At 51.7% G+C, this 23,015-nt stretch carries 21 protein-coding genes; 17 read left to right on the top strand and 4 right to left on the bottom strand.

Annotated elements, in window-relative coordinates; translation table 11 throughout:
* Positions 1-46 precede the first annotated feature (46 nt).
* Positions 47-1,114, top strand: a complete 1,068-nt coding sequence (locus OMQ46_RS07345) for a mechanosensitive ion channel family protein (RefSeq protein WP_266236106.1) — start codon at positions 47-49, stop codon at positions 1,112-1,114.
* 69 nt (positions 1,115-1,183) lie between these two features.
* Here the strand turns inward: OMQ46_RS07345 and OMQ46_RS07350 are convergent, their stop codons facing one another.
* A complete protein-coding gene (locus OMQ46_RS07350; protein ID WP_266236107.1) occupies positions 1,184-1,879 on the bottom strand; it encodes a VC0807 family protein in 696 nt (231 codons plus the stop codon).
* 500 nt (positions 1,880-2,379) lie between these two features.
* Here OMQ46_RS07350 and OMQ46_RS07355 point away from each other — a divergent pair, with 500 nt between their 5' ends.
* Together OMQ46_RS07355 and OMQ46_RS07360 are read left to right on the top strand one after the other, a co-directional pair.
* Entirely contained in the window at positions 2,380-3,588 is a 1,209-nt protein-coding gene (locus OMQ46_RS07355; protein ID WP_266236108.1) for a hypothetical protein, read from the top strand.
* A gap of 5 nt (positions 3,589-3,593) precedes the next feature.
* Positions 3,594-3,965 carry a hypothetical protein gene (locus tag OMQ46_RS07360; RefSeq protein ID WP_266236109.1) on the top strand — a complete coding sequence of 124 codons (372 nt, stop codon included), beginning with the start codon at positions 3,594-3,596 and terminating at the stop codon, positions 3,963-3,965.
* A gap of 139 nt (positions 3,966-4,104) precedes the next feature.
* Here the strand turns inward: OMQ46_RS07360 and OMQ46_RS07365 are convergent, their stop codons facing one another.
* On the bottom strand, positions 4,105-4,731 hold the full coding sequence (locus OMQ46_RS07365; RefSeq protein WP_266236110.1) for an arylesterase: 627 nt from the start codon (positions 4,729-4,731) through the stop codon (positions 4,105-4,107).
* A 25-nt stretch (positions 4,732-4,756) separates the two neighbouring features.
* Between OMQ46_RS07365 and OMQ46_RS07370 the strand changes: the two genes are divergently transcribed.
* On the top strand, positions 4,757-5,434 hold the full coding sequence (locus tag OMQ46_RS07370; RefSeq protein WP_266236111.1) for an ABC transporter ATP-binding protein: 678 nt from the start codon (positions 4,757-4,759) through the stop codon (positions 5,432-5,434).
* A 2-nt stretch (positions 5,435-5,436) separates the two neighbouring features.
* Positions 5,437-7,896 carry an ABC transporter permease gene (locus tag OMQ46_RS07375; RefSeq protein ID WP_266236112.1) on the top strand — a complete coding sequence of 820 codons (2,460 nt, stop codon included), beginning with the start codon at positions 5,437-5,439 and terminating at the stop codon, positions 7,894-7,896.
* Positions 7,897-7,903: 7 nt separating this feature from the next.
* On the opposite strand, the gene OMQ46_RS07380 is transcribed toward OMQ46_RS07375, so the two are convergent.
* Positions 7,904-8,818, bottom strand: a complete 915-nt coding sequence (locus OMQ46_RS07380; RefSeq protein WP_266236113.1) for a LysR family transcriptional regulator — start codon at positions 8,816-8,818, stop codon at positions 7,904-7,906.
* A gap of 147 nt (positions 8,819-8,965) precedes the next feature.
* Here OMQ46_RS07380 and OMQ46_RS07385 point away from each other — a divergent pair, with 147 nt between their 5' ends.
* Complete coding sequence (locus OMQ46_RS07385) at positions 8,966-9,490, top strand: cytochrome b (RefSeq protein WP_266236114.1); 525 nt, start codon at positions 8,966-8,968, stop codon at positions 9,488-9,490.
* A gap of 57 nt (positions 9,491-9,547) precedes the next feature.
* On the opposite strand, the gene OMQ46_RS07390 is transcribed toward OMQ46_RS07385, so the two are convergent.
* Positions 9,548-9,724 (bottom strand): hypothetical protein, encoded by a 177-nt coding sequence (locus tag OMQ46_RS07390; RefSeq protein ID WP_266236115.1) that lies wholly within the window; start codon positions 9,722-9,724, stop codon positions 9,548-9,550.
* 147 nt (positions 9,725-9,871) lie between these two features.
* Between OMQ46_RS07390 and OMQ46_RS07395 the strand changes: the two genes are divergently transcribed.
* The 11 genes from OMQ46_RS07395 (at position 9,872) to OMQ46_RS07445 (ending at position 23,010) form a co-directional block, all read left to right on the top strand.
* A complete protein-coding gene (locus OMQ46_RS07395; RefSeq protein WP_266236116.1) occupies positions 9,872-10,492 on the top strand; it encodes a DUF2238 domain-containing protein in 621 nt (206 codons plus the stop codon).
* A 98-nt stretch (positions 10,493-10,590) separates the two neighbouring features.
* Positions 10,591-12,051: a sensor domain-containing diguanylate cyclase gene (locus tag OMQ46_RS07400; RefSeq protein ID WP_266236117.1), complete on the top strand. Its 1,461-nt coding sequence runs from the start codon at positions 10,591-10,593 to the stop codon at positions 12,049-12,051.
* Positions 12,052-12,306: 255 nt separating this feature from the next.
* Positions 12,307-12,879, top strand: a complete 573-nt coding sequence (locus OMQ46_RS07405) for a hypothetical protein (protein WP_266236118.1) — start codon at positions 12,307-12,309, stop codon at positions 12,877-12,879.
* The gene (locus OMQ46_RS07410) at positions 12,866-14,104 is read left to right on the top strand and encodes a hypothetical protein (RefSeq protein ID WP_266236119.1); all 1,239 of its coding nucleotides are present in this window, start codon (positions 12,866-12,868) and stop codon (positions 14,102-14,104) included. Before OMQ46_RS07405 ends, OMQ46_RS07410 begins: the two co-directional genes overlap by 14 nt.
* Before the next feature lie 8 nt (positions 14,105-14,112).
* Entirely contained in the window at positions 14,113-15,558 is a 1,446-nt protein-coding gene (locus OMQ46_RS07415) for a hypothetical protein (RefSeq protein ID WP_266236120.1), read from the top strand.
* Positions 15,545-17,566 (top strand): SUMF1/EgtB/PvdO family nonheme iron enzyme, encoded by a 2,022-nt coding sequence (locus tag OMQ46_RS07420; RefSeq protein WP_266236121.1) that lies wholly within the window; start codon positions 15,545-15,547, stop codon positions 17,564-17,566. Before OMQ46_RS07415 ends, OMQ46_RS07420 begins: the two co-directional genes overlap by 14 nt.
* Entirely contained in the window at positions 17,553-17,693 is a 141-nt protein-coding gene (locus tag OMQ46_RS07425) for a hypothetical protein (RefSeq protein ID WP_266236122.1), read from the top strand. The genes OMQ46_RS07420 and OMQ46_RS07425 overlap by 14 nt, the downstream gene beginning before the upstream one ends.
* A 2-nt stretch (positions 17,694-17,695) precedes the next feature.
* Positions 17,696-18,478 (top strand): MotA/TolQ/ExbB proton channel family protein, encoded by a 783-nt coding sequence (locus OMQ46_RS07430; RefSeq protein ID WP_266236123.1) that lies wholly within the window; start codon positions 17,696-17,698, stop codon positions 18,476-18,478.
* Between the two features lie 6 nt (positions 18,479-18,484).
* Complete coding sequence (locus OMQ46_RS07435) at positions 18,485-19,546, top strand: VWA domain-containing protein (protein ID WP_266236124.1); 1,062 nt, start codon at positions 18,485-18,487, stop codon at positions 19,544-19,546.
* Positions 19,543-20,493: a hypothetical protein gene (locus tag OMQ46_RS07440; RefSeq protein WP_266236125.1), complete on the top strand. Its 951-nt coding sequence runs from the start codon at positions 19,543-19,545 to the stop codon at positions 20,491-20,493. The genes OMQ46_RS07435 and OMQ46_RS07440 overlap by 4 nt, the downstream gene beginning before the upstream one ends.
* Before the next feature lie 138 nt (positions 20,494-20,631).
* Positions 20,632-23,010 (top strand): phosphoketolase, encoded by a 2,379-nt coding sequence (locus OMQ46_RS07445; RefSeq protein WP_266236126.1) that lies wholly within the window; start codon positions 20,632-20,634, stop codon positions 23,008-23,010.
* The last annotated feature ends 5 nt before the right edge of the window (positions 23,011-23,015 follow it).

The following is a 23,015-nucleotide window of genomic DNA, read 5'->3' on the forward strand; positions in this document are numbered from 1 at the left end:
TATTTTCTGCTTGATCATTTCCTCAGACCCAAACAGAGGTGAAAGCATGAGCATGCAAGACTTGTTGGGAGAATTACCTGAATGGTCCATGATAATCCTTATAGTGTCAGGACTATTTATCACGCTGGAAATTATTAAACGATTCCTCGTTAATCGCTTCGTCAACTTTGCTCAGATAAACAACTTCCATCTCACCAGCATTATTTTCAAGTCTATCAACCTGCCAATGACACTTGCTGTTTTGGCATTTTGCCTCAAGCTTTTTGAAGAATTAACACTATACTTCGATACTCCGATCGGCAGTGATATCTTTAACAACCTTGCCAAGCTACTACTGGTGACAGCCCTGGTGATCTTTGTCGACAAGACCCTCAGTGGCGTTGTCGGTAATTATGCTGAGCGCAATAAAAGCTTCAAAACCAGCCGCGGTATCTTACAAATAATCACACATATAGTAATTCTCGGCCTAGGGTTGCTTGTCATTCTCAGTACCTGGGGAATCTCGATTACGCCGATTATTGCTTCCTTAGGCATAACCTCTCTGGCTGTAGCTCTAGCCCTTCAGCCGACGTTGGAAAACTTCTTCTCCGGAGTGCAGCTTGTTATCGATAAACCCATCCGAGTTGGGGATTTCATTGAATTAGACTCTGGCGAACAAGGCTTTGTTGAGAAGATAGGCTGGCGTACGACCTGGGTGCGAATGTTGCCCAATAATGTGGTTATCCTGCCTAACGGTCTGCTTTCGAAATCGAAATTGATTAATTATTACTATCCAGAGAAGGAGTTGTCTGTTCCAGTCGATGTTGGTGTGCACTACAACTCTGATTTGGAACATGTCGAAAAAGTCACGCTTGAAGTCGCTCGAGAGATTCTCAAGACCCACAAGTGGGGCGTGCCTGATTACAACACTTTTGTTGTTTATCACACGTTTGATAACTCCAGCATCAACTTCACAGTGATGTTACGAGCACAGGAATACTTCAATCGTTTCTTTATCAAATCTGCTTTCATCAAGGCATTACACAAGCGTTATGCAGAAGAAGGTATTACGATTCCTTACCCCATCAGAGCCATTAACTACGATCAAGAGTCAGTGAATAACAAGCCCCTGTAGGCAGCTCTTGATTTGTTGCTTAGTATCAGGTTGGGCATTTAGGTTGAGATGTAATCTTAGGACGCTGAATTATTTGGACGCAATCACCTCTTCCAGCCTCAGCCCGGTCAAGTCACGGATGCTCCGCCACAAGTAATAGAGAATGCCCATTGTCATCAACATCGAAGGGACAGCAATAACCGGGTAGCTGTATAAAGTCAGTTGCCCGAGCTCTTCATTGAATGCTTGGGTTCCGGCTGGACTGGTGACGATAGCTTTTGCCAATACGTAGTTCATCACCGCTGAAAAGGCAAAGGAGCCAGCCACAAAGTAAGTGGCTTTCATCAGGCGCTCTTCGAAGACTGGACGGTTATTAGTTTGTGCCAGTTTTTCTTCCACTAGCTTGATATTCATCACTGTGGGGTTGAAAAGCAGCGTTCTCACCAGTGGGTAAGGCGTAAATACTGACAGCAGCACGGCAATACCAATAATGGCGGGAACAGCCGCCTCTTTAATGGCCAGCCATTTTACATCCAGCGCCAACAAGCCAATTCCCCCGGTCAATAAAATGCTGATCAAACCCAGCAAGGCAATAAAGTTGAATTTGCGATGTTTGATCAGATCAAACAGGCCCCAGCCCAGGGGGAAAGCAAGCGCGACAATCAAACCGCCGGTGGCGCCCAGATAGTCTTCGGTGCTGAATTTCATCAGAATGATGGAAGGCAGGATGATACTGAGCAGCAGATCCAGCATTGAGTTGGAATTTTGTTTTGGTGTGTTGTTCATCGGTCTTTTGTGTTTATCGACTTCGGTTTGGTTATAGGATGGTTATCAAGACAACATGGCTTCAGAGAAATTGCATGGCTTCAGCTCTCCAACAGTCTTTCCAGCCTCTTATATTTATCATAACGTGAGTTTACTGGTGTCTCGCTTAGGGCTCAGGCTGGCTTGCTGATTGTTTTATTCCCTGAGACATCAAAATTTCTGTGATAACTCAGTGAGTTTCCCAGAATCACTATAAACGCACTCTCTCATCAAGCCTGGAATATTTGTAGTATAACAATGCCCAATGCGCAGCACCGCCTAATTCGCCGCCTTCTCTCGCTACAGATGAATCGACCGCAATCGATGCTTTCGCTGTCTGCTGATACAATCCAGTCAACACAGTGTAAAACTAGCCATTCAGATAGAAGCGAAAAGTCTTGGAAGAAAAATTTCTAACAATAGCGCCGGTCCGGAGCCCCATTAACCTATTCAGTGAGTCAACGCCTGACGTTGACGCTCTGATGCAATTAATCGCCGCTTCAAGCAGCGTTTCTGATATGGCCAGAGTAGAGAATATCGAATGGCAATTTGGTTATGGTTCTCTGGAGCATGATGCATTAAGCCCGCTTTTCAGGCCCATCATCCGTATCATCTGTAATGAAAAATTAATCCATCAGTGTCATCAGACATTTTCGGTCAACAATATCAGCACTGATATCACCATCTCCGATCTGGAAATACGGGTATACGACGATACCGTATCCATCATGATCGTAAACTGGGACTGTCAAACATCCCTTTCTGATGTATTGCAGGATCCTGAGGCTGATCACCATGAACAGGATGCACGCTTCACAGAACTCACCCAGCTTGTCGCGGAAGTAGTCAACGAAAATATCTGGCAACCCATATTGGCGTTACTTTCCGGTCATGCTAAACCATGCTGGCGAGACCCTTCCAAGTTCACCATTTTCAGTGACTACAACAATAAACAGGGTCAGTTGCTCTGGGTTAGCCGCGTCTTTATTGCTTCCGGCACTCACCAAAATGACAGAGAATTGATTCACAGCCTGAACATGTGGTGCGGTGCCGACCCCTCCGCTGCTATAGAAAACTCGACTCAAGTCTTTCATGTCGGCTCTGGCAATGCATACTGCCTCCTTAAATCAGAGGAGCTTGTCTACGATGATATTCTTCGCTCACTCTGCTTCATGCAGTTTTATTGTTCTGTGCTTTGGCTATACAGAGAACAATTTGCTGCTGACCTGGTGCTGGTCAGTGAGGAATACGAAGCCAAATCCAGGAATATACTCAAGCTGGTTCAACAACGCCTCGATCATCTCGACTTTTTCGCTTTGGAGTACTCGCATTCCTGTTTCGGCACACAGGGAAACCGAAGACAACTGATAGCGCATATTGCCGTTTCATGGAAAACCGAACAACAGTTCCAAATGATTCAGGATTGGGCGGCCGTGTTGAGAGCCAGAATTGAGCGTCACCTGGAAGCTGAGCGGAGATTCCAAAATAGAATGATTCAAGGTGTCCTTGGGGTGATCGGTGGACTTTCCTTGCTTGATGTCGCGTTATCGATAAAAGCAATGAGCAACCAGGAGAGTGATAATATTTACGGTGTGCTGGATCTTTTCTCACTGATCTCCGCAGACGGAATTATTTTTGCTGCCATTGCCTTAGCCTTGATCATTGGCTTCCTTGTTTACCGAAATCACTGACAACAATGCTTATTACCAACAATGAACCCCGATTCAATATCAGTGCTTACATTTCTGTGCCCAAGCAACTGCAAAAGAACGTGACAGAAATGATAGGTGAGAGTCTAACTGCACTTTATGGTGGCTTATCCATCTCTGAAACGGTGGGCTTCTGGTCCTCAAAGGGTAACGAATACATTGATCGCTATCCTGCCGATGAGTTGTCCAACCATACCCTGCAAATCCAGCTGACCGTCTTGCCGCAACAACTCAATAAAGCGATCTCTGATATTGAGTCAGTGCTGAGTGAGGTAAAAAACACCTTGGGATTGAAAGCAAGATTCGTACATCTGGAAGTGACGGAGTCAAAAGTATTTCATCTAGACTTGGCTGAATAGCAAAGCTGATTCCCCCTCGAAGCCTCATACAACGCCAGCCGCTATTCACCTAACACCAATATCACGCTTATTTAATCGACTTGCTGTTGTAATTGCATAGCAGTTCCAGCAAAGCTCAGAGCACACCAACACTGAAAAGTTAATCTCTGTCCCCGGCAAGTAACGACTTCAAATGCGGATAGATGTTCTGTAACACAATCGGCTGGCCGTCCTGGTTGGGGTGCAGTCCGTCTGCCTGCATCAGGTTTTTATTCAAAGCGACACCTTCAAGCATAAAAGGCACATAGGCAAGCTGATATTCGTCGGCGATGTTCTTGTAAAGTTTGAAGAACATCTCTGTGTAGCGTTTGCCATAATTCTGAGGAATCTGGTTGCCGACCAGCAGCACTTTGGCTTCGGACTGATGGGCTTTTTCAATCATGGTTTTCAAGTTCTCTGTGGTTTGCTGTAACGGGTAACCTCGCAGCGCATCATTGGCGCCCAGCTCCAGAATGACCCAGCGTGGTTGATGCTCAGCTAACAGCTTCTCGAAACGAGCGAGACCGCCCTGCGTAGTCTCGCCACTGACACTGGCATTGACCACGCTCACACCGGGATGCGTTTCAGAAAGTTGATTCTCCAGTAAACTTACCCAGCCTGCCTCTGGTCGCATGTTGTGGGCGGCGCTGAGACTGTCCCCCATTACGAGCAGTGTCGAGGCTGAGGCCACGCTGTTCAGGAACAGACCAACGATCAGAACAAACCAGATTCGTTTTTTAAACAACATATCAACCTTATTGAAGTGAAGCCACATGGCAGTTAAGACAGCAATAAAAGTAAAAAATTTAACCCACACTGTAACTGCCAATACCGGCGACCTGACCATATTGAAAAGTATTGATATGGAAATCAAGGAAGGCGAATCGGTCGCCATTGTCGGTGCCTCCGGTTCCGGCAAGTCCACACTGCTCGGCCTGTTGGCGGGCCTGGATATCAATACCGCGGGTGAGATTTATCTCTATGACCACGCATTTTCCGAGATGGATGAAGAAGCCCGCGCTTTACTGCGCGGACAATATGTCGGTTTCATTTTTCAGTCGTTTCACCTGCTACCCAGTCTGCAGGCCATTGAAAATGTCATGCTGCCCGCTGAACTGAAAGGCGATAAAGACGCCCGTCAAAAAGCCGAAGCCCTGTTGGCCAAAGTCGGCTTATCCGAGCGGCTGACGCATTATCCCAGTCAGCTATCCGGCGGTGAACAACAGCGGGTAGCCATTGCCCGGGCTTTTGCTTCCAGCCCCAAGATCCTGTTTGCCGATGAGCCCACCGGCAACCTCGATGAAGGCAATGGCAAAATTATAATTGACCAGCTGTTTGAGCTGAATCAGTCACAGGGCACTACGCTGATAATGGTCACGCACGACAATGAGCTGGCCAAAAAATGTGACCGGCAATTGGTGATGTCGGCCGGTCAACTGGTGGAAAAATAATCATGGTCTTCGCCTTACGTTTATTACTCAGAGATCTGCGTAGCGGTGACATTCTGACTCTGATTACCGCGCTGATTATCTCGGTCAGTACCGTCACGGCCATCAGTTTATTTATTGACCGGCTGCAACTGTCTTTTGAAAAAGAATCGGCCAGCCTGCTGGCCGCTGACAGGCTGATTAGAAGTGACGACCCGATTCCTCAGGCGTGGCGCGATAAAGCCAGCGATCTGTCACTGGAACAGGCTGAAAACACGTCATTCAGAACCATGATTTTCGCCGGAGAGGCATTACAACTCAGCCTGTTAAATGCTGTCACTGATTCATACCCGCTTCGTGGTCAGTTTCTGGTCGATGACACGCCTTTCGGGGGTGGTCAGAGCACCCGCCAGCCACCCAAATCCGGCGAAATCTGGCTATCTTCACGGCTCGCCAGCCTGCTGAATGTGCAAATGGGAGATGAGGTCGAAGTCGGTGAGACCACGCTGACCATTTCGGGCTATCTGGTCAGAGATCCCGGCTCCAGCAGTTCCGCCTTTGCCGTTTCCCCCCGCGCTGTGATGAATATGACTGATCTGGATGCGACCGGGGTCATCATTCCCGGCAGCCGGGTGCGCTACAGTCTGTTGCTCGCCGGTGAACAGCAAGCTTTGCAGGAATACCAAAACTGGGTTCAGCCCCAACTTGATGAAGGCCAGCGCTGGCGAACGCCGATACAGAAAGGCGAACGTATCGGTGACACCATCGGCAAGGCCCAGTCATTTCTATTTCTGGCCGGTACGCTGGCGGTGATTCTGTCAGGCATCGCGATTGCCCTGGCGTCATCGCGTTTTGTGAAGCGGCATTTAATGCAGGTAGCCGTGCTGAAAACCCTCGGAGCAACTCCTGCCACCCTGATAAAAACCTTTCTGATTCAATTCAGCGTTCTGTTCGTCGCAGGTGTGACAGTGGGCCTCACTATTGGCTGGTTCCTTCAGGGACTGATTTCTTCGGTACTCGCTGATTTAATGTCCACCGCTCTGCCTGAACCCTCTCCCAGTCGTCTGTGGTTAGGCATCGCCACCGGCTTTGTTTCCATGCTGGCTTTCTGCCTGCCGCTGATGCAACGACTGATCAAAATCTCACCGATGACGGTGTTGCAACCGGCTATCAGACTGGAGCAGAACACGCTGATCATCTACAGCATCGGCTTTATCGGCATGTTCGGGCTGATGTGTCTCTATACCCAGGGCTTATTACTGCCCAGCATTATGACCCTGGCTATTGCTGGCATCGCCTTACTGGTGTCGGTATTGGGTTTTGCCGTGTTCCGCCTGGGGCGTTCACTCACTTCGGGCGCCACCAGCGGCTGGCAACTCGGACTCGCCTCGCTGTACCGGCGGCTGGTGCCCAATCTGTTTCAGCTACTGGTATTTACCTTGATTACTATGCTGGGTCTGATTCTGGTCGGCATTAAAACCAGCCTTATCTCGGACTGGCAGCGCCAGTTACCGGCCGATGCCCCCAATCACTACTTATTCAACGTGCAGGCTGATCAAATTGACGCCATTGATCAGATTACTGCAGAACTACAGGTACCGCACTCGGCATGGTATCCGATGGTCAGAGGCCGGGTGATCTCGGTTAACGGCACCGCTATTCAGTCGCTCTACCCTGAAGGCCGGGGTGAACCCGAGCTTTACGAACGCGAACTCAATCTGACCTGGGCAGACACTATCGGCAAAGGCAACCGGCTGGTTGAAGGCGATTTTAATGCCGATGGCCTGTCTGTGGAGCAAAGCGCCGCACTGGAAGCCGGTGTCGGTTTGGGTGATATGTTTGAAATTAATATCGGCGGCAATGTTGTGACTTTGCCTATCACCTCAATTCGCGAGGTCGACTGGGGATCGATGCAACCCAACTTCTATCTGATCCTGCCTAAAGCAACGTTGCAGGATTACACTGCCAACTTTGTCAGCAGCGTGTTTATCAGCGACAGCAATGCGCAGGCTTTCTATAAAGCCATGGCGCAGTTCCCCACGGTATCAATGCTGAACGTGGGTGAACTGTTAAAGCAGATTCAGACCATTATCAGTCAGTTGTCTCAGGCGATACAGCTGGTATTGATTTGCATACTGACGGCAGGGGGCCTGGTGCTGTTGGCCAGTGTACGGGCAACCCTGGAAGAGAGGCTGGAGGAAGGGGCTTTATTGCGGGTATTAGGGGCCAGAAAAGCACTGGTGCAGCAGTCTTTGTTTGTGGAGTTTGGCGCGCTGGGTCTGTTTTCCGGTGTCATTGCGGCGGCAGGGGCCGAAGCATGCCTGTATGCCCTGCAGGTGTTTGTCTTTAATGCTCAGGCCAGCTGGCATCCCTTGTTGTGGGGGCTGGGCCCGATTATTGGTGTCAGTATTATCTGCGCGATTGGTCTGTCGGCCAGCAGAACAGTGCTCAAAGTGCCGCCCATGCATTTACTGCGCGAGTTTTGAACTGTACTCAGAAGCCTGTGGTCGATTGCTGCTGCCCGAGGGCTTGCTGCAGAAAGGCCATCATCGCCCGGACCTTGGCAGGCGGTCGCCGATCCGGCGGCGACAGGACATGCAGACCGCCGACATCAACAGCAGGCTGATCCAGGGCAATCGCCACCAGCTGACCGCTTTCCAACGCCTCGCCTACAATAAAGTCGGGTTGGTAAATCACCCCCTGGCCGCCAATTGCAGCAGCCAATAGTGCATCGCCATTGTTGGCTTTGAGGCTACTATTAATAGGTACGCGAATATCGCCTTCACGACCAAAACACCAGTAGCCCCGCCCCTGCATGGGTGACAGGGTATAACTCAAACAGTGATGATCAGAGAGCTCGGAAATTCGACGCGGCGTGCCATACCGTTCCAGGTAAGCGGGTGATGCGCAGACCATTAACTCACAGTCACCGAGTCGTCTGGCTTTCAGTGGACTGTCAGCAAGATGGCCTATCCGTATCAGCAGATCCCAGCCCTCTTTAAGCAGATCCTGTCTTGCATCGCTCAGTCCCAGCTCCACCTCGACCTGGGGATAAAGACGGTTGAACTCCGGCAACAAAGGCGCAATAAACCGCACCCCATAGGACAAGGGCACATTCATCCTCAGGCGACCGACAACTTCGCTGCGTTGGGCCAGGATTTCCGACTCGGCTTCGTCAACCTCCTGCAAAATCCGCTGGCAGGATTCGAGGTAACGGTGCCCCGCATCGGTTAGTGTGAGTTGTCTTGTCGTGCGTTGCAGAAGTTTGATCCCCAGTCTTGCCTCCAGGGCATCCACATGTTTGGTCGCCATGGCGGGTGACATATGCAGCGCACGCCCTGCTGCGGACAAGCTGCCCAGGGCCGCTGCCTCAGAAAAGACCCGCATTCCGGTAAAACGATCCAGCATGGATTTCTCACTCTCAGTTAAAGCTCTTCATTCATAATGCCATGTTCTCCCACTCTTAACAGCAAGTTAAAGTATGCGCACGAGACTTGCCTGCCAACCAGGCTGCGGGCGAAACAGAAAAGTGAATTGAGCTTGAAGGAGATAGCCATGCTGAACGATACACATCAGCGCTACGGTCTGATAACCCGTTTTTTCCATTGGTTAGTGGCCATCCTGGTAATTCAGCAGTTTTTTAAATTTGCTGACTATATTAACGACGGTGAACACTGGCTGGGTGATACCTTCGGCCCCTACCACACCTCGATCGGTGCATTAATCATGCTACTGACTGTGGCGCGCCTGTTATGGAGCAAAAAACAGCAATCAGATCGTGCTGTGACTGAGGGCTTATTGGGAAAAATTGCCCGCAACAATCATCGCATTATGTATTTCTGCCTGCTGGTGATGCCGCCACTGGGCGTACTTTACATTTACGGTAAAGGCTACCCGGTCAAATTATTCGGCATGACCCTGCTGGACAAACCGGCGGGAGAAACGGCCTGGATGATCACGCTGGGGGAACTGCATGGCATACTGGCACTGGTGCTGGTTTTACTGGTGCTGGCTCACTTGTCAGGTGCGCTATATCACCACTTTATTCGTCGCGATGACACGCTGAAACGCATGGTTTAAACACAAAAACGCCCCAGCAGGGAGGCTGGGGCTTTTATTGTTTATAAGCCAGCGAACTTACTCGCTGTCACTTCTGTTTTTTACCCCCTGGTTACCTGGCAGGGTGTTTGAGTCCCTTGGATCGGCCAGGTTGGGATCGTTTTTCTTCTCTTCATGCTTGATCAGCTTTTTAAACACAAAGCCGATAACGATCAGCGCCGCAACCGCAATAATCGTGATGGTGGTTTTATCCATTCAAAATTCCTTCGTAAATACAAATATAAATCGGGCTGAGTCATTTCATCAGGCCATGTTATCTTAGCAAAATTGCCTTTAACGCCGTAGATATTCTGTTAACGTCGGGAAAATCGGCAATATGCCCCATTATTAGCAAGGATTCTGATGATGAAAATGACCAGGCCACAGCTTGCCATATTGCTGTTCACTGCTTTTTATACCCTCGCTTATGCTGCGTTTTATATACGCGCACTGAACACCGAATTTATTGGCTATGTGGGGGTCATTGTGATTATCTTCGGCCTGCTCTATGGCACGCTGGATAAAACCCGCATGCCTACTTACATTCTGGCGGGGCTGTCATTGTGGGGCCTGATGCACATGATGGGCGGCAGCGTCCAGACTGAAGACGGCGTCCTCTATGCCTGGCGGATATACCCTTTCTATGATGGCGGCGGCGAGTTTTATATCCTCAAATTCGATCAGTTTGTGCATGGTTATCTCTATGCCATTGTCGCGATGCTGTTTCTGCATTTGCTGCGCCACTATTTCTGTAATCATCACAGTCAGATTCTGGTGGCTTTTATCGCCTTGTGTGCCGCAATGGGCGTTAGTGCCCTGAACGAACTTATTGAATTTATTGCCGTGTTGACTGTCCCGGATAACGGGGTTGGCGGTTACTTTAATCTGGCGTTGGATATGGTCTTTAATTTTGCGGGGGCGCTGCTTGGGGTCATAGCCTATTACCTTTATCACTGCTGCTGGTCACCCGGGATAGAACACTGATTCGACAGCTTTTTTGACCGTAAAGCAATTCTCAGTCTGGCTAACTATTGTTAAAATCTATTATCGAAAACATCACACCGGATCCGACTCTGTAACCAATGAATGATTCGAAACAAGCGCTTTCTGCAAACGCTCGTGAGCAGTGCTCTGACATTGCCTACATCGAGTTGCTGGAAACCAAGCAAAAATATCAGGCCTTTATAGAGGGTGCTAACGTGGGCACCTGGGAATGGAATGTCCAGACCGGTGAAACTCGTTTTAACCAGCGTTGGGCTCAGATTCTGGGTTATCGTCTAGAAGAACTGGAACCCACGACCATCGAAACCTGGCTCAGTCTCGCTCATCCCGTCGATCTGGAAAAATCCAACCAGGCCATCAGAGCTTGTTTCTCGGGTGAAGCCGAGTTTTATAATGTTGAATGCCGAATGCGCCACAAAGACGGCCACTGGGTCTGGATACTGGATCGTGGCAAACTGTTCAGCCGCACTGAGGACGGTAAGCCGCTGATGATGTTCGGCACTCACCTCGACATCAGCGAATTGAAAAACCGTGAGGAAAAGCTGCTCAAAAGTGAACAGGCGTTCAGTAAGAACTTTCATCACGCAGGTATTGGCATGGCCATTGTCGGCACCAATGGGCACTGGATGCAGGTCAATCGAGAGCTTTGCAACATCCTGGGTTATACCGAAAAAGAGCTGCTCGCCTTAACCTTTCAGGACATCACGCTGGAAGAGGATCTGGAAAAAGATCTGTCGCTGTTTGCCGCAGTCATTGCCGGCCAGCGGGACAATTACCAGATTGAAAAACGCTATCACCATAAAGACGGTCATGTCGTTTATGCCCTGCTGTCAGTAGCCGTGGTTCGGAAAGAAGATGGTTCAGTAGATAACTTTATTTCGCAGATCATCGATATTTCTGACCTGAGACTGGCCCAGAATCAAATCAGCGATCTGCTCAAACAGGCCGAACAGCAGAACCAGTTGCTCAGAGACACCCAGGTCAAACTGGAAGCAGCTAATGCCAGCCTGCTGGAACAGAGCGTGACCGATCCTTTGACGGGCCTCGGTAACCGTCGCGTGCTCAACACAGCGCTGGACAGGGAACTGCACCGAACCAGGCGGGCTGAAGACGGTAAACTTTCAGTCATCATTCTCGATGTCGATCTCTTCAAACACTACAACGATAGCTATGGTCATCCTGAAGGCGATCGGGCACTGAAAATGCTGGCTGATATTCTGTCCCGAGAATGTCGCAACTACGACATTGTCACCCGCTTCGGCGGAGAAGAATTCGCCATCTTACTACCGGATACTGACCAGAAGACCGCGCTGGAGGTCGCTGAGCGCTTACGTCTGACAGCCGAAAAAAACGACTGGCCTAACCAGGATCTGACCATCAGCCTGGGGATATGCAGCTGGATGAGTGGTATGCAGGGCGATGAACTGATTCGCTTCGCCGATAAGGCACTGTATGAGGCAAAAAAAAGCGGCCGTAATTGCTGTACCCACTGGCAGCCGTCAAAAGGTCACACCGATGAGACAGTCGCCAGCGCCTCATAACTCGCGCTTATGAGCCTCACTCAACTCACTGGCTCCAGTGGAACTATTCTTATCCTCTTTTTTCGAACTAAAACCGAAGCATTGTCGTTGAACCGGCATCAGGCTGGCATCCCATGGCGCTCTGAATGTCTAATCTGTGTTAATTTGCCGACGAACTGAGCTTCGACTTGACTGGTACAATGGCATATGACGCGATTAAGGATGAAATCGGCGATATCAAGGATGATGTTTATAGATGAAAGAGGATACTCAGTGATGCGAACTGTTGTCTCCCGGCACAGCTATGCTGTACTTCTCAGCCTGCTGCTAACCAGTGCTGCCAGTGCTGACGATCAGCAAACCGATCAAACCTCGGATAACTGCGAAGTCGTCGGTATCAATTACCAGGATAATCCGGAACTGACCCGCGCTGAAAAACTGGCGCTGATGGAGCAAGCTTTTTACGAATCGCTTAAAAGGTTTGAGGACTGTAATCTGTCCGTTAACAGCAATGCATCATCAAACGGCAATGGCTCAGCAGCCGGAGGCACTTCGGGCGGTGCATCCGCCGCCAGTGAGGCCATGCAGGGCACTGAAGCGGAAACTGAGCAGGATGCTGTAGCCGCCAGCGATGCCAGTGCCGAAATAAGCAGCGATGAGAGCACCGAGCAGGTGCTCAGTGGTCGGGCAGACAATGGCAGTATCCCTGAAGATATCCCCCCTGCAGAAAACGATGATGCCATTGCCGCCCAAATCCGGATTGCTGCTGAAGCCGAAACCGACCCTGAAATCCGCAAGAAACTGTGGAATGAATACCGTAAATACAAAGGAATGAATGTTGAACATTGATCGTTTCAGACACCCCTCCAGACTGCTGGTCTATTTGCTGATCATGATGCATGCGCTGACCGGCTGTGTGGGTAGTCAGAGCAAGCCTACCGCGACCGGCCCGCAACTGGCTTCAAGCTTTGAAGAAGAAACCAGCGAAGTCACTTACACCGGCCCCAGGCTGGATGTCATTATTCCGGCCTTTTCCCCCGGCCTGTCGGAAGATGAAGCGAATTATGAAGAAGAGGGTATCTGGCCCGAACTGCGTCGCGCCGAAGCCAATCGCTTTGCCTACAAGCTGAAACAGGCACTGGAAGACACCGGCAAATTCGGCGCCGTGCGGGTCACGCCGGATAATACCGCTTCCGGTGATTTGTATGTGCTGGGTGAGATTATCGAGTCCAACGGCATGGATCTGGCATTTGATATGGAAGTGGTCGATGTCAGCGGCAAGCAGTGGCTGGATGAAAATATCGAACATGAAGTCACGGAAGGCTTTTACAAAAATCCCAGAAACGAGGGCATCGACGCCTATGACCCGGCCTTTGAAGACGCCGCCAACCGGATTGTGGCCGCCCTGCTGGAACAACAGCAGCGCCGTCTCGCTGAACTGAAACAGATTGCCGATCTGCGTTTCGGCGCCAGCTTTAATGAACAGGCTTTCCTGCCCTACCTCAACACCGATGCGCAGCCGATGACGGTCAACGCCATGCCCAGCGATGCTGACCCGCTGTTCCAGCGTGTGAAATCGGTGCGGGTTCGTGAGCAGTTGTTCATTGATAACCTGCAGCAGGATTACAGTGGCTTCAGTCAGCAGATGGAAGACAGTTACCTGGTCTGGCAAAAAGCCAGCTTCACTGAAATGCAGCTGAGAAAAGAAGCCAACACCAAGAGCTGGCTGAAGATTGCCGGCGGTGTACTGCTGGTCGCTGCCGCCATTGCGGCTGCCGCCTCCGGTGAACCTTACGATAACAATATCGGTGCTGATATCGCTGCGGTCGCCGCCGGTGTCGGTGGCGCAGTACTGATTAACAGTGGCTTCACCTCGCGCGAAGAAGCCAAGATGCATCAGGATGCGATTAATGAACTGGGGGAATCGGTCAACCTGGAGATGTCGCCGCAGGTCATCAGCTTTGAGGAAAAAACGGTTGAACTCACCGGTGATGTCGAGGAACAGTTCCAGCAGTGGCGCGCCTTTATGTCACAAATGTATGAGCTCGAGGCCACCCCTGAAACCCAGCTGTAGGTCCGCCCATGCTTACTGATAAAATCGCCCGCGCCAGACAGGCAAAACGACAGAATTTTTTGCGTCTTATTGCCTTCGGCTGCGCCGCGCTGTTGTTGCTGGCGCTGGTGTTCTTTTTCAGCAGCTATTCCCCCTCTGACCCTGAACAACCGGTCGCGACCGAGCAATCGGAAACAGCGGCTCCACCTCAGCCGTCAGACTCGACAGCGACGCCGGCAGGCGACAGCGAGGTAAGAGAAAGCTATCTTGAAGCCTACGCGCATTATCAGAATATCTTGAGACCGCAACTCGATGAGATAGATATTAAAAGTTGGGATAAAGCGCTGTCCGAGCGCCTTCAACAGGGAGAAGCTGATGCCATTGACGCCTTTTCAGCCGGTGACTATGGCAAAGCCAACAGCACAATGAAAGCGCTCAATACGCTGGCCGAAACCACGCTTGAAAACAGTCGCCAGGCATTCACTGAAGCGATGACAAATGCTGAACAGGCTTACGATGCGCTGGATTACAACCGTGCGCGCCTGGAAGCCGACAAGGCGCTGATGCATAAGGCCGAGGATGAGGCCGCACAGCAGCTGTCGGCCAAAATAGAACAGATCCCGCAGCTGGCCTCACTGGAGAAAGCGATCAACGTGGCCAGAGTAGAAAACAATCTGGCCAGAGAACTGGCGTTAATTAATGATTTGCTGCAAATCGATAGCGAGCGGGAGGCCATGAAACAGCGCGCCGCCTCGCTGCGAAACCAGCTCGCTGCCAATCGTTATGAACAGCATATCGCTCGGGGCTACCGCGCTGTTGATGCAGGCGATCTTTCAGCGGCAAAAACAGCGCTTAATCAGGCCAGACAGCTTTATCCCGACCGCACGGAAAACCAGCAACTGGCCTCAGCGATTACTGAACTTGAGTCCCAACTTGTCTATGACTCGAGTGTCGCCGCTGCGCAAGCGGCGCAACAGGCTGATAACTGGCAAAGCGCAGTCAAACAATGGCAGCAGGCACTGCAGCAACGCCCTGCTGATAAAACAATCAGCGATAATTTGGCCCGCGCCGAGCGCATTGTCTCGCTGCAACAGCAAATGCAGGCCTTGCTGGCCAATCCTCAACGCTTGTCCAACGAACTGGTGAAATCCAAAGCGGAGATTGCATTGATTCAGGGAGAACCGCTGCGCGGGGCCAGTCCTTCACTCAATGCCGCCGCCAATAAAGTGCGTGACAGCATGAATGCGGCGAACAAACCCGTCACCGTGGAAGTCATTTCCGATGGTGAAACTGCCATCTCAGTGCGCGGTGTGGGTGTCGTCGGTACCACCCGCGCCAAGACCATCGAGTTGAAACCCGGCACGTATCAGTTCGAGGGCAAACGCCAGGGCTATAAATCCAAAATCGTTGAAGTCACCATTCCCCTCGATACAGCGTCTTACCAAGTGAGCATTGTCGCCGATGAGCGAATTTAAACAGGCCATTCTTGAAGCCAAACAAAAAAGCCGGCGCCGGCGTTTGCTATGGAGCGTCGGCAGCATGCTGGCAATCCTGTTTGTTTTCAGTCTGCTGATCATCGCCAAGGCCAGTCGTATCGAAGTATTGCCTCAGGAAATTGGTGAGCAGGCCGAAGTCTCGGCCATTTCCGGGCTGGCTTTTGTGATCGACAATCATCTTTACAGCCTGACCTCAAAGGCAGAGATTGAGGCCATTGCAACGGGATATAAACCCCGGACACGCACGATTGCCAACCAGGATTTCGGCAAGGTTATTCAACTGGTACTGGAACCGTTGCCGGCCCGCCTGCTCTTAAGCTCGCCTGTTAAAGACAATCAAACCCGCTGGTCTATCAACGGTTCGATGATTGCGGTGGCTGACACACTCGAACAGCAGTTGGAGCCGGGAGACTATCAGGTTGAAATCAGCCATCCCTATTACCAGCCGCAAACCCTGAATTTGACGCTCAACCCCGGCGAAGTGATAGAACAGACTCCCAGTCTATCGCCACTTCAGGGTGAGCTTGCTATCAGCAGCATCCCTGCGGATGCCTCGGTGAGCATTAATGGCGAAACACAGGGTCAGACCCCGCTCATAGTGTCACTGGTCGGTGGTGAGTATCAGGTCGAGGTCGAGAAAGCTGGTTTTGACCCCAGCAGCGAGCAACTGGAGATAAGTCAAAGCGAGCCCAACCCCAGCCGCGAGTACCGACTTGCAGCCAAAAGCGCCGGGGTGACGGTGTCACTGGATCCGGCAAGCGGCACGCTGACGCTGAACGGCATTAATGTGAATCCCCAGGGCAAGATCCGGCTCAAGGCGGGTCAGGAGAGTGTCCTGCGTTACCAAAAGCCCGGCTATTTCAGTCAGTCACAGACGTTGACGCTGGAAGCTGAGGAAACCCGGCATCTTGATTTCAGCCTGAAACAGGAAATGGGAACGCTTGAAGTCACTGCCAGCAAAGCGGCCGAGGTCTTTATCAATGGCAAAAAAGCTGGTGACACGCCTTTTGAGACTCGTCTGATCGCGATTCCGCATCAGATCGAGATCCGCGCGCCTGGCTACCGGACAATCAGGCAGACTGTGACGCCGAAAGCCAGTGCCACAGCGACGGTGCACGCCGTTATGGTACCGGAAGCCGAAGCACGGCTTGCCGCTGCCCCGCCCATTTATAAAACCAAAGCCGGGGGCGAGATGGTGCTATTCAAACCCAGCGGATCGATCAAAATGGGTGCGCCACGGGGGGAACCGGGCCAGCGTGCCAATGAATTTATCAGAACTGTCGCCATGACCCGGCCGTTTTATGCCGGACGCCACGAAGTCACTAATGCCGCCTATGCGCAGTTCGATAAGGCCCATAACGGCCAACCACAACTGCCAGCCACGGGGGTGAGCTGGGTTGAAGCTGCCCAATATGCCAACTGGCTGAGCCGGGAAGAAGGCCTGCAGCCGGTGTATCAATTCAGCGGTGGCAGTCTTACAGGCGTTAATCCCCGCGCCGATGGCTATCGCTTACTAACCGAGGCCGAATGGGAATGGCTTGCCAGAAAAGCTGGCAGAGCACAGCAAAGCCGCTTTGTCTGGGGGGACAGCCAGACGATTCCTAAAAATGCCGCCAATATCGCCGATGTCTCAGCCAAAGGCAGTGTCACGGTTTATGTGCCACGCTATGATGATGCTTATGCCGGGATGGCACCAGTGATGTCGATGCAACGGGAACTGTCGGGGCTGTTTGATATGGGCGGCAATGTCAGTGAGTGGACTCATGATGCTTATACACTGATACCACCGACCACAAGCACGGCTCAAGCGCATGAGCTTGATACCAGTCTCATCGCTAGCCGGGTCATCAAAGGCGCTAACTGGCGCTCAGGTTCATTAACTGAGCTTCGCGCTTCCTATCGCGATGGCAAGAGTGAAGGGGCTGAGACACTCGGTTTCAGGCTGGGTCGATTTGTATACGGAGGGGATGACAATGTCACGCGTTAAAAAATTTGGGGCGCTGCTGGGCGCTGTCGTGCTGCTGTTAATCATTGGCTTTACCGCGCACAAGGTCTATGCCGGTAAACCGGTGATCAGTCTTAACTCGCCTGTTTCCTTTCCGGTGGATATCTGAACATGAACGAAACGCTGAAAAATTTCGCTGCGCTGGTGGTGTCGGTGATTGTGGTGCATATGCTGTTTATCGCCTATGTCCGGCCCGAAGCGGCGCAGCTACTGGCAGAAGCCGCGGCGCAGGGACAATCTGCACCACGCGATATCGTGGTGCTAATCAAGGATTATGAACAACAGATCTGCTTCATCCTGCTGCTGTGGGGCTGCTTTCTGATTGGCAGCGCTTACCGTGAGATCCTCAAAACCAAGTATCTCTACAATGTGGATCTGATTGAAGATGTCCGTATCGAGAACAATGACGACTCGGACGCCCGCCATGATCTCGATGTCAACGGCATTATTCAGCGACTCGACAATGATATTCCGGAAGATTGTCGCCAATCTCCGCTGGTGCAGACGCTGCGCTCGGCGTTATGGCGCTACAGCTCCACCGATAACGTACAGAACCTGTCCGATGCCATTGAGAGTCATCTGGAAGCGATCGCGGTCAAGCAGGATTCCGAAAACACCATGATCCGCTATCTCATCTGGGCGATTCCATCGATAGGTTTTATCGGCACCGTGCGCGGTATCGGTCAGGCGCTGTCTCAGGCTGATGAAGCGTTGGCTGGCAATATCGCCGGTATGACCGACAGTCTCGGTATTGCCTTTAACTCCACCCTGGTCGCCCTGCTTATCAGTATCTTTATGATGTTTCTGTTCCACCAGCTACAACGCCTGCAGGACAGCCAGATTGTCGATACACAGGAATACTGCGACAGGTTTCTGCTACGTCGCATCCGGTGATAAGTCTTGGCACATAAACCACGTCGCGCTGAAGGATCCAATCTCGCCTTTCTGGATATTATGTCCTGCGGGCTGGGCGCGGTGATCCTGGTATTTATGCTGGTCAAGCAGAGCGTGGATGAAGCCCCGGCCGAAATTGAGAGTCTCAAAAACGATATCAGCCAGCTGGAACAGGCCCGGGATGAATCGCAACAACGGCTGGATCAGATCCGTCAGCAGCTGCAACAGGAAAACATCGATATCGCCAGCCTGCGACAGAGTCTGTCTTCACAACGGGCCGATTTGCAGGCCAGAAATGAGGCTCTGGCCGCTGCCAGCACCACGCTGGATGAGCTTAAGCAAAGCATCACCGGTATCAAGGTGCCGGAAAAAGAAGATCTGGTCGAAACCCAACAGGTCAATGAAGAGCAGTATTTGCTGGGTTTGAAGATCGAGGGCAGCAGGATTGCCATCTTATTGGATGCCAGCGCCTCCATGACCAATGAAAAACTGATCGATATCATCAAAACCAAAAGCGGCAGCGATCAGAATAAACGCAACGCCCCCAAGTGGCAGCGAACCCAACGGGTGCTGAGCTGGATGCTGGCCAGACTGCCGCAAAACAGTGAGGTGCTGGTGATGGCCTACAATGAGGAGGCAAAACAACTGGGCGGCAAGGGCTGGATGAGTGCCAGCAGTGAGTCAGCCGGTAGCATCATCCGCGAAGCCAGTGGTCTGGTGCCAACCGGTGCTACCAATCTGCAGAAAGGTCTGAACGCCATCAAAAGCTTTTCACCCAGTAGTGTCTATGTCATTACCGATGGTCTGCCGACTCAGGGTGAGTCCCGCTTTAAGAGCCTGAACCCCTTTTCTGACTGCAGTTCGTTGACCGGCACGGCGAAAACCATCAGTGGTGAGTGTCGTAAGCGGCTGTTCCAGCAGACCATTAAAGAAAGCGGCAGCTTCGGTGCCCAGGTGGATGTGATTCTGCTGCCGATTGAAGGCGATCCGGAAGCCGCCTACCAATACTGGCTGTGGGCTGCCAGCCAGCGCGGCATTGTGATCAGCCCGGCGAGTAACTGGCCATGAAACGACGCAGCAGAAGTCTTGATATTTTCAGTCTGTCCTTCCTGGATGTGATTTCCTGCGGCTTCGGCGCGGTGGTGATGCTGATCCTGATCTCCAAAACCGATATCGACAGCAGCCAGGCTGGCGCCGATGAGGTCAGTGCCTTACTGGCTTCCTTACTATCGTTGCAGAATTCGGTCACGGAAATTGAACAGACCCTGCGTGACGATTTGGCGGCACTGGAATCGCTCTCGGATCAGAAAGCGTCGATCAAGCAGGCTTCATCTGCTTTACAACAGGAACTCAACACGCTTGAGAAACAAGCTGAGACCATGAACGAATCCGTGGAAGGGCTGAGTCTGGTTGAGGAACGTCTGAAACAGGCCTCGCTGAGCACACCGAGGCCACCTGTCAGTGAGCGTGATGATGAGGTCGGTGGCATCCCGGTCGACAGCGACTACGTCGTGTTTATCGTTGACACGTCGGGCAGTATGAAAAGCATCTGGGGATCGGTTTCGACTGAATTGATTAACGTGCTCAATATTCACCCTGAGGTAAAGGGCTTTCAGGTGCTGAATGATATGGGACAATCGCTGATTTCCGGTTATGACGGCCGCTGGATTCCGGACACGCCGTCGCGCCGTAAAAATGTCATTTCGCTGTTTTCAAAATGGAATGCGGTATCCAATTCCAGCCCGGTGGAAGGGCTGACGGTAGCGCTGAGAAAATACGCCAAACCCAATATCACCACCTCGATTTATGTGTTTGGTGATGAATATTCGGGCGGCAGCTATGATGCGGTGATTAAAACAGTGACCGAGCAGAACAAGGTGTTAAGCTCGGGCCGGCGGCTGGCCAGAATTCATGCGGTGGGCTTTATTTCAGCCGGCACTACTGATCGCTTCAGTGTGTTGATGCGAGAGATGACCCGATTGAATGACGGCACCTTTATCGCCCTGCCCAGGTAAATTTTCCCTTTTAATCCCCACCCTCTTGTAATCTGCTGCAACATGATCAAGTCTGATCACAGCATACTTTGTGACGCTTTAATCACGATGACATCTTAAGCCGTTACAGTTTTCATACTATGACTTGAGGACTGCATTATGGGTGCTTTACAGGATATTCAGCTCGATAAGACCACGCTGGAACAGATGCATGCCTACTGGCGTGCCTGTAACTACCTCGCCGCAGGCATGATTTACCTGCAGGATAATCCGTTGCTTCGCAGCAAACTTAAACCCACCCACATCAAAAACCGCCTGCTGGGACACTGGGGTGCGAGCCCGGGCTTGAGTTTTACCTATATTCACATGAACCGGCTGATCAACAAGTTTGATCTCAACGCCATTTTCCTTGCCGGCCCGGGCCATGGCGCTCCGGGCGTACTGGCACCGGTCTACCTGGAGGGGACCTACTCAGAAATCTACCCCAATAAAGGTGAAGATATTGACGGACTGCGTCAGTTCTTCAAATCCTTTTCCTTTCCCGGCGGCATCGGCAGTCACTGCACGCCGGAAACACCGGGCTCGATCCATGAAGGCGGTGAGCTGGGTTACAGTCTGTCGCATGCCTTTGGCGCCGCCTTTGATAACCCGGACCTGCTGGTCACCGTCATGGTCGGTGACGGTGAAGCTGAAACCGGCCCACTGGCGACGTCCTGGCATTCCAATAAGTATTTGAACCCGAAACGCGACGGCGCGGTGTTGCCGGTGCTGCATCTCAATGGTTACAAGATTAATAACCCGACCCTGCTATCACGCATTTCGCACCAGGAGCTGGAAGATCTGTTCAAAGGCTATGGCTGGACCCCGTATTTTGTGGAAGGCAGCGAGCCGATGGAAATGCACGCCACAATGGCGGCGACCATGGAACAATGCATCAATGACATCAGGGCCATTCAGGATAAGGCGCGCTCCTCGGGTGAGGTTGAGCGCCCACGCTGGCCAATGATTGTACTGCGCAGTCCCAAAGGCTGGACCGGGCCGGATAACGTTGATGGCCATAAAGTCGAAGGATTCTGGCGCGCCCATCAGGTGCCACTGGCCGGTGTGAAGGATAATGCCCAGCATCTGAAACAACTGGAAGACTGGCTGCTCAGCTATCTTCCGCATGAGCTGTTTGATGATAACGGGCGCCTGATCCCCGAGCTGAAAGCACTCGCGCCAAAAGGTCACAGGCGCATGAGCGCCAACCCGCATGCCAACGGCGGACTGGTGCGCAAAGACCTGAAGATGCCGGACTTCTATGATTATGCAGTGGCGCTTAACTCGCCGGGCGTGGATTCTGTTGAAAATACCCGTCCACTGGGTCGTTTCCTGCGCGACATCATGAAGAAAAACATGAGCAACTTCCGGGTTTTCGGGCCTGATGAAAACACCTCGAACAAACTCGATGATGTCTATGACGCCAGCAAAAAGCTGTGGATGGCTGATTTGCTCCCGGAAGACGAAGACGGCGGTCAGTTATCACGCGATGGCCGGGTGCTGGAGATGCTGTCAGAACATACGCTGGAAGGTTGGCTTGAGGGCTATCTGCTGACCGGACGCCATGGCTTCCTGTCCAGCTATGAAGCCTTTGTGCATGTGATTGATTCCATGTTCAACCAGCATGCCAAGTGGCTGGATATCTGCAACCAGATTGACTGGCGGGCACCGCTGCCATCACTCAACCTGCTGATTACCAGCACTGTCTGGCGTCAGGATCATAATGGCTTTACCCATCAGGATCCGGGCTTCCTGGATCTGGTGGTCAACAAAAGCCCCAGCGTCTGCCGGATTTACCTGCCACCGGATGCCAACTGTCTTCTATCGGTCGCCGATCACTGCCTGCGTGCTGATAACTACGTCAATGTGATCGTCGCTGATAAACAGAAACATCTGCAGTTTCTGAGCATCGATGAGGCTGTGAAACACTGTACCAAAGGTCTGGGGATCTGGGACTGGGCCAGTTCCGATCAGGGTCAGGAACCGGATGTGGTCATGGTCGGCTGCGGCGATATTCCAACCCAGGAAGCCCTGGCCGCGGTGGCTCTGCTGCATGAGCATTTCCCGGATCTGAAAGTGCGCTTTATCAATGTGGTGGATCTGTTCAAATTACTGCCGGAGACCGAGCATCCGCATGGACTGACCGATAAAGATTTCGATAGCCTGTTTACCCGCGACAAGCCGGTCATTTTCAATTTCCACGGTTACCCCTGGCTGGTGCACCGGCTGGCTTATCGCCGCACGAATCACAAAAATATTCATGTGCGTGGCTATAAAGAGAAAGGCAATATCAACACGCCACTGGAGCTGGCCATTCAGAATGAAATCGACCGTTTCAGTCTGGCCATGGATGTGATTGATCGTGTCGACCGGCTTCAGACCATTGGCGCCCATGCCAAACAGCAACTGAAAGATGCGCAGATTGAGTGTCGCCTCTATGCTTATGAATATGGCGTCGATAAACCCGAATATGCGGACTGGGTCTGGCCAGGCCAGTAAGGCTT

This window comes from Methylophaga sp. OBS1 (assembly GCF_026319365.1).

What these genes read in the sequence shown, in the direction of transcription:
- OMQ46_RS07345 (WP_266236106.1), top strand. Translation starts at nt 47, where the DNA reads ATGAGCATGCAAGACTTGTTGGGAGAATTACCTGAATGGTCCATGATA.
- OMQ46_RS07350 (WP_266236107.1), bottom strand. Translation starts at nt 1,879, where the DNA reads ATGAACAACACACCAAAACAAAATTCCAACTCAATGCTGGATCTGCTG.
- OMQ46_RS07355 (WP_266236108.1), top strand. Translation starts at nt 2,380, where the DNA reads ATGCAATTAATCGCCGCTTCAAGCAGCGTTTCTGATATGGCCAGAGTA.
- OMQ46_RS07360 (WP_266236109.1), top strand. Translation starts at nt 3,594, where the DNA reads ATGCTTATTACCAACAATGAACCCCGATTCAATATCAGTGCTTACATT.
- OMQ46_RS07365 (WP_266236110.1), bottom strand. Translation starts at nt 4,731, where the DNA reads ATGTTGTTTAAAAAACGAATCTGGTTTGTTCTGATCGTTGGTCTGTTC.
- OMQ46_RS07370 (WP_266236111.1), top strand. Translation starts at nt 4,757, where the DNA reads ATGGCAGTTAAGACAGCAATAAAAGTAAAAAATTTAACCCACACTGTA.
- OMQ46_RS07375 (WP_266236112.1), top strand. Translation starts at nt 5,437, where the DNA reads ATGGTCTTCGCCTTACGTTTATTACTCAGAGATCTGCGTAGCGGTGAC.
- OMQ46_RS07380 (WP_266236113.1), bottom strand. Translation starts at nt 8,818, where the DNA reads ATGCTGGATCGTTTTACCGGAATGCGGGTCTTTTCTGAGGCAGCGGCC.
- OMQ46_RS07385 (WP_266236114.1), top strand. Translation starts at nt 8,966, where the DNA reads ATGCTGAACGATACACATCAGCGCTACGGTCTGATAACCCGTTTTTTC.
- OMQ46_RS07390 (WP_266236115.1), bottom strand. Translation starts at nt 9,724, where the DNA reads ATGGATAAAACCACCATCACGATTATTGCGGTTGCGGCGCTGATCGTT.
- OMQ46_RS07395 (WP_266236116.1), top strand. Translation starts at nt 9,872, where the DNA reads ATGATGAAAATGACCAGGCCACAGCTTGCCATATTGCTGTTCACTGCT.
- OMQ46_RS07400 (WP_266236117.1), top strand. Translation starts at nt 10,591, where the DNA reads ATGAATGATTCGAAACAAGCGCTTTCTGCAAACGCTCGTGAGCAGTGC.
- OMQ46_RS07405 (WP_266236118.1), top strand. Translation starts at nt 12,307, where the DNA reads ATGCGAACTGTTGTCTCCCGGCACAGCTATGCTGTACTTCTCAGCCTG.
- OMQ46_RS07410 (WP_266236119.1), top strand. Translation starts at nt 12,866, where the DNA reads ATGTTGAACATTGATCGTTTCAGACACCCCTCCAGACTGCTGGTCTAT.
- OMQ46_RS07415 (WP_266236120.1), top strand. Translation starts at nt 14,113, where the DNA reads ATGCTTACTGATAAAATCGCCCGCGCCAGACAGGCAAAACGACAGAAT.
- OMQ46_RS07420 (WP_266236121.1), top strand. Translation starts at nt 15,545, where the DNA reads ATGAGCGAATTTAAACAGGCCATTCTTGAAGCCAAACAAAAAAGCCGG.
- OMQ46_RS07425 (WP_266236122.1), top strand. Translation starts at nt 17,553, where the DNA reads ATGTCACGCGTTAAAAAATTTGGGGCGCTGCTGGGCGCTGTCGTGCTG.
- OMQ46_RS07430 (WP_266236123.1), top strand. Translation starts at nt 17,696, where the DNA reads ATGAACGAAACGCTGAAAAATTTCGCTGCGCTGGTGGTGTCGGTGATT.
- OMQ46_RS07440 (WP_266236125.1), top strand. Translation starts at nt 19,543, where the DNA reads ATGAAACGACGCAGCAGAAGTCTTGATATTTTCAGTCTGTCCTTCCTG.
- OMQ46_RS07445 (WP_266236126.1), top strand. Translation starts at nt 20,632, where the DNA reads ATGGGTGCTTTACAGGATATTCAGCTCGATAAGACCACGCTGGAACAG.